The following is a 6,399-nucleotide window of genomic DNA, read 5'->3' as shown; positions in this document are numbered from 1 at the left end:
CCCCCTCTCCCCTTCCCCCAGTCAGGTGATTCCTCTGGAGGAAGCTCGATCGCCCTTTCGCCACCTAAATTAAAGAGTAGCAATGGAGGATTCGATCGCACAAACCATGAAACTGCTCAACCACCGCACTCGACCCTTTCTTTCCGCCGGCATCCTGGCCCTGGCCTACTTTGTCACCGGAAAACTCGCAGCGTCCGTACTGGGACTGGTGAAAGCCGAAGCCTCGCCCGTGTGGCCGCCCGCAGGCATTGCTTTGGCGGCAGTGCTGCTACAAGGGCGACGGATGTGGCCGGGAATTGCCCTCGGTTCGGTGCTGTTAAACTCTACTTCCGGTATACCCTCGGCTGTCGTGGTCACATCGGCCTTTAGCGTCACCATGCAAGCGCTGGTGGGGGAATCCGCGTTGAGGCGCATCGGATTTTGTACTAAGCTCGATCGACTGCGAGATGTTGTGGGTTTGGTAGCCGGCGCTGTCATCGGGTCTACTTTGGTCGGTTCTACCCTCGGCAACTTGGGTACGTGCATTTTTGGTTGGGATCAGTGGAGCAATTTCTCTCGGAATTGGTGGACTACGTGGCTCGGAGACGGTATGGGAATCTTGATCGTCACACCGATGCTGCTGACTTTAAATTACGCCTTTAAAAGTTTTCATGTTTCAAGAAAAGATCGAATTATTTCAAATTTATTAGCATTTTTTAAATGGGCAAATTACCGCTTGCCAATTACTAATTATTTATCCAAATTTCAGGGAATTAAAAATCGCTATAACCTGCAAAATTTACTTTTAAATTATTCAGAAATAGCTCTATGGCTGACTTTATTGCTGAGCGTAAGCTGGCTGGTTTTTTGCTCGAAAACACAAGCTGCGAGCGCTCTGTATCCGCTGGAGTATTTGCCTTTTCCTCTGATAGTTTGGGCCGCTTTGCGATTTCGTCAGCCGGGAGCAATTTTTGCTTATTCGATCGTCTCTTATATCGCAATTTGGGGAGCTGTGCAGGGAGGCGGCCCGTTTCTGGTCAAAAGCGAAAATTTGCAACAGGCGGTTTTATTCTTACAAGCTTTTACCGGTACGATCGCCCTTGTGGCCCTGATGTTGGCTGCCGCCGTGGCTGAACGCGAGCAAGCGCTGGAGTTCGTGCGCCGCACGGCCGCTCTGTTGCGCGATCGCGAAGCCAGTTTAGCTAACGCTCAGCGCATCGCTCAGTTGGGAAATTGGGATTTAAATTGCGCCGCCGTCGCCACAATTGAAAACTGCGCAGAATCCCCAGAACATCATATATCTAATATCGAATTGCGGTGGTCGGATGAACTTTATCGCCTCTTGGGTTTGACTCCGGGAACTGTTAAACCAACACCAGAAGTTTTTTTGCAGACGGTACATCCAGAAGACCGAGAATTGGTGGCGCGATCGCAATCTCAAGCGATGTTCGATCGCCAACCCTATTCCATTAACTATCGAATTGTACTCACCGACGGCTCCGAGCGCACTGTCTGCGAACAGTCGGCAATTAACTCCAACGTCATCGCCGCCACAGTCCAAGATGTTACCGAACGCCACCGCGCGGAAGCTGCTTTGCGGGCTTCCTCCGAGCGCGATCGGCTGCTCTCAGAAATGGCCCTGCGAATTCGCCAATCCCTCGATCTCGAAGCAATTCTCAATACTACTGTTGCCGAAGTCCGGCAATTTTTCAAGGCCGATCGCGCTTTCATCGGTATTATGGACGCGGGCGGGGCAAATCTTCCTAGCCCGGTGTACGGTAAAATTGTCGCTGAGTCTGTCGTCCAATACCGTTCTATTTTGGGGTTGTTGCTCACTGACGAGAATCACCTCGAAAAGCAGAAAACTTTTTATGCTAACAACCGCGTCCGAATTGTCTGCGATACTGCTACGGTGCAAAGGGGCGATCGAGTTGTCCAATTATACAGCGACTATCAAATTCGGGCGACGTTAAATGTGCCGATCGTCCTCGGCGATGAACTTTTCGGAATCTTGGCCGTCAACCAGTGTTCTGGGCCCCGCCAGTGGCAGGAATTTGAAATTGATTTATTAGAAAAACTGGCTACCCAAGTGGCGATCGCCCTCCAGCAAGCCCAACTTTTGCAGCAGGTAAAAGATCTCAATGCCAACTTGGAATCTCAAGTGGAGGAACGCACCAGCCAACTACAGCAAAAAATGCACGAATTGCAAGAAAGCAACCGCCTGAAAGACCTATTTTTGCACGCAGTTTCTCACAATCTCCGCACTCCAGTTATGGGAATGTTAATCCTGCTGAAAAATTTGCTCAACAAATCGGCATCTGATTGTCCACAGGATGTTCCGGTTTCGCGATCGATCTTGGAGCGCATCGTGCAGGCTAGCGAACACCAATTGACTATGGTTAATTCCCTCCTCGACGCTCATGCTAGCGAAGTCAAAGGTATTTTCATCCATCCCGAACCGCTGCATTTGCAGTCTTTAACTTCAGCAATTATTGCCGATTTAGATCCGATATTGGCAAAAAATCAAGCAACTTTAACTCAGGAAATACCGACGAATTTGCCGCGAATTAATGCCGACAGTAAACTCTTACAACGGGTGTTAGAAAATCTGCTGACTAATGCGATTAAACACAATCATCCGGGAGTCAATATAATTTTGAAAGCCGAGGTGATTGAAGTTGAAAAAGTGCTAATTGCTCAAGAAAATTTACAGGTTTTAACATCCCAAAATAATCCCGTCGCCCGCTGTATCGCTAACCGGATATTTGAAAAGGGCGATCGCACCTCGATACTCGACCAGAAAAAACAGGAAATCCGCGCCAAATTTCACCTCGATGGCAGTTGCCAAATGCCCCGCTATCAGAGTCAAATTGGCAATATCGGCAGCAAATTGCCCGGTGTCACCGTAAAAATGGTTCGCTGCACTGTAACAGACAATGGAGTGGGAATCAGCGCCAAACAGCGGGAATCTCTGTTTGAACTTTACGTTCAAGACCCCAATAGCCCACAATTAACAGGGCTGGGTTTGGGATTGTACCTCTCCAAGCAAATTATCAAAGCTCATGGCGGCGAAATCGGTGTAGAAAGCACTCCCGGAGGTGGCTCGACTTTCTGGTTTTCGCTACCTGCTGTCAACATCTAGGGCTAACGTGCTGCGCACCCTACATTAAGTTATGAACTATCCAGGCCATGAAAAATCAGTTCAGGCGTTAACGGTTTACGAGGTGTGGCGCGATCGCTTCCTCCGAGATCGGCTGCGCCCTGCTGTCGCAATTGCCATCTTTTTTGCCTTCACAATAACTGTCTATTTTCTGGGCGAAAGATTCTTCGCTCACCAAGAGTTTAAAAGTGTTTATTTGTACACGAGCGCTGCTGTAGAATTGGGTTTATTGACCTGTTTTGTGTTGCAAAAAACCTCCTTCGGACAGCGCTATCCCGGTTTGCTATTTTTGGGTTTTTCGTGGTCGCTGACGCTGGTTGTACAGCTTGGGCTAGCTGTCGCACAAGCCGGGGAATTACCAATTTTTACCTGGAGTTTAGCGTTTCTGATCCAAGCTACGCTGATGCCCGTCCGCTGGCGACTTCACCTAATTTCTCAACTAGGCGTTTTGTGCTGCCATGTCGGCATAAATTTGGTTTTAAATCTAAGCTTTGCTAAGTATACTCCTTTTAAGTTGACCGGGTTGTACTTATATTTGTTTTGGTTTTGTTTGATTTGCGATTTGTCGGTTTATTGGTACGAATGTCTGCAACGGAAAGAGTTTAGTACCAGGCGTGAGTTGGAATCTGCTTACCAGCAGTTGGAGGTGGCGGAGGCGAAGTACCGCAGCATTTTTGAGAATGCTGGCGAGGGAATTTTTCAAAGCACTCCCGACGGCCGCTATATTACGGCTAATCCAGCTTTGGCGCGGATTTACGGCTGCGATTCCCCGGAAGAAGTGACGGCAAAGTTTACTGATATCGAGCGGCAGTTGTATGTCGATCCGGTTCGCAGAAATGAGTTTTTGCGATCGATCGCGGGAAGTAACACAGTCTCGGATTTTGAGTCGCAAATTTATCGCTCAGACGGCAGTATTGTCTGGATTTCCGAGAAAGCGCGGGCGGTACGAGATAGCAGCGGTTCCGTGCTTTATTATGAGGGTTTGATTGAGGATATCACGCAGCGCAAACAGGCACAAGAATCGCTGCGGGTGTTTATTCACGCTCTTTCTCACGACTTGCGCAACCCGGTAGCGGGAATGTTAATGGTGCTGAAAAATTGGCAGACGAAAACAGGGGATTCGATCGCAATTCCCCGTTCTATTTTGGAGCGGATGATTCAAGGTAGCGAGCAGCAATTGCGGTTGATAAATTCGCTGTTGGAAGTTCACGCCGGGGAATTGCGCGGTTTGGTTCTGCACTGCGATCGGGTAGATTTGAGGGTATTAGTTGAAGCTACGGTGACAGATTTGGAGCCTTTAATCAATGAGGCGCAAGCTACTTTTACAAATTTATTGCCTGATAATTTGCCCGCTGTGAACGCTGACACGACTCAGTTGTGGCGCGTGTTTTCTAATTTAATTGCTAATGCTTTGAAGCACAATCTGCCTGGATTGAATTTAACGGTTTCCGCTCAAGTTATAAATGCGGAAAAATTAATTATAAATCAAAAGGAAGCGAAACAGGACATAGAGAAATTACCGATTACCACCCTTCGGCTTCGCTCAGGGCAAGATTACCGATTACCAATTCCCAATTCCCAATTCCCAATCCCCAATTTCCCAAGTAGTATGATTTACTGTACAGTAGAAGATGACGGCGTGGGAATATTGCCGGAACAGTGCGAACATCTGTTTGACCTTTACGTTAGGGGCGATCGATCCAGACACTCCGTCGGTTTGGGTTTGGGTTTATATCTTTGTCGGCAAATTATTGGTGCTCACGGCGGGGAAATTGGGGTAATTAGCAGTCCCGGTGCTGGGGCAATTTTTTGGTTTACTTTGCCGCTGGCTGAAAATTCCCGGTGAGTTGTTTGTATTCTTAACTAGATTTGATCATTCAGTTTAAGCGTAACAGGTGGGTTGCGTACAGGTGCAGCAAAATTAGTCGATCGCACTATTGATGTTAATTTCAAACAGTGCTACAATCGCCGGAATATTTATCATTTTTTTTTGTTCCACCTTCATATTTTCTTTATAAACAGCATTTAAGATAGAAAACCCCTAAAACTAGAGAACAGACCTGCAATTTATGTTTGTCGAAAACAGCTCAGAAAATACAGATAAAAACGATGCAGCGAGGTACGACTTAGCCAAATATAACGAGCGGTCGTTCTCAACGTTAATTCGGGCGCTCCGTCTTTCCCAAGGTTACTTTTCTTTCGTTTTAGTCAACTGCAACTCCCTGGCTTTGCGGCAGCAAATAGTCGATCGACTACAAGCAACTTGTACCCAGAAACCGCAGCCACTATTTGTGCCAAAATCGGCGACATCTCTCTACACGACAATCGCAGCATTCGTAGACGACGAACCGCCTCCAGCTTTAATGATCCTCGGTTTGGAGTCAGTGGAGTCGATCGATAGACTTTTGCTTTCTACCAACCTAGTATGCAGCGAATTCAGCAAAAAATTTGCCTTTCCCGTCGTCTTTTGGGTGACGGATGAAATTCTGAGAAAAATCATCCGCACCGCCCCAGATTTATACAATCGGATGACAACAATTAGATTCATTAGTCAGTTGACAGTTGACAGTTGACAGTTGACAGTTGACAGTTGACAGTTAGTCAACTGCAACCGAGGGTGAGCAAGTTCTTAATTGTTGAAACCCTTAATTTTCTTTCTTCTTTCTTCTTCCTTCCTTCTTCCTTCTTCCTTCTTCCTTCTTCCTTCTTCCTTCTTCCTTCTTATTTAAATTTTGCTTCCCAAATCAGGACTAATTCCCCCGCCGCCGCAGTACCCTCAGCCGGAAAATCGGGCAAAAAGTCTTTATCCGCCGCCACCTCATAAGGCCCTTCCTTGAACTCCAAAATCACGGTATCCGGTACCAAGGCTACCAGGGTGTGAATAGTACCCTCTGGAAGTTCCACAGCGCGAGTGGGCCCGCTAGCGCTAACTCGCAACGATCGCAATATTTGACCATTTTCGTTCAAAATCAGAATACCCACTTCTCCTTGAATCACCACAAAAAACTCAAAACCGTTAACGGAGGGCGCGCGCAGGTGTCGGTGAGGGCGCACGTAAGTACCCATTTGCAGCACGTTGACAAACCGCTGCACCTTTTCCGTCAAATCGTGGAAATTGTAGTTTTGTCGCCCGCGGGGACTGCTGCGGGAGGAAGCTGCAACTTCGTCTAGCAATTCTTGCGTCAAACACTTAATCGGAGCAGGCTGCACAACAGATATCCTGTATTTAATAGTTTTTGAACAAATCGGCTAGGCTGAGA

The 6,399-nt window shown here is 47.5% G+C and carries 4 protein-coding genes; 3 read left to right on the top strand and 1 reads right to left on the bottom strand.

Annotated elements, in window-relative coordinates:
* Positions 1–106: 106 nt before the first annotated feature.
* From K4039_RS23355 to K4039_RS23345, 3 genes are all read left to right on the top strand, one after another.
* Entirely contained in the window at positions 107–3,121 is a 3,015-nt protein-coding gene (locus tag K4039_RS23355; RefSeq protein ID WP_265238907.1) for an MASE1 domain-containing protein, read from the top strand.
* 31 nt (positions 3,122–3,152) lie between these two features.
* Positions 3,153–4,985: a PAS domain-containing sensor histidine kinase gene (locus K4039_RS23350; RefSeq protein ID WP_265238906.1), complete on the top strand. Its 1,833-nt coding sequence runs from the start codon at positions 3,153–3,155 to the stop codon at positions 4,983–4,985.
* 223 nt (positions 4,986–5,208) lie between these two features.
* Positions 5,209–5,712, top strand: coding sequence for a hypothetical protein (locus tag K4039_RS23345; RefSeq protein WP_265238905.1), 504 nt, complete (start codon positions 5,209–5,211; stop codon positions 5,710–5,712).
* 148 nt (positions 5,713–5,860) lie between these two features.
* On the opposite strand, the gene K4039_RS23340 is transcribed toward K4039_RS23345, so the two are convergent.
* Positions 5,861–6,349: a WbuC family cupin fold metalloprotein gene (locus K4039_RS23340; protein ID WP_265238904.1), complete on the bottom strand. Its 489-nt coding sequence runs from the start codon at positions 6,347–6,349 to the stop codon at positions 5,861–5,863.
* Positions 6,350–6,399 lie beyond the last annotated feature (50 nt).

This window comes from Lyngbya sp. CCAP 1446/10 (genome assembly GCF_026130175.1).
GTDB lineage: Bacteria > Cyanobacteriota > Cyanobacteriia > Cyanobacteriales > Microcoleaceae > Microcoleus.
This window is presented reverse-complemented; position numbering and strand designations above follow the sequence as displayed.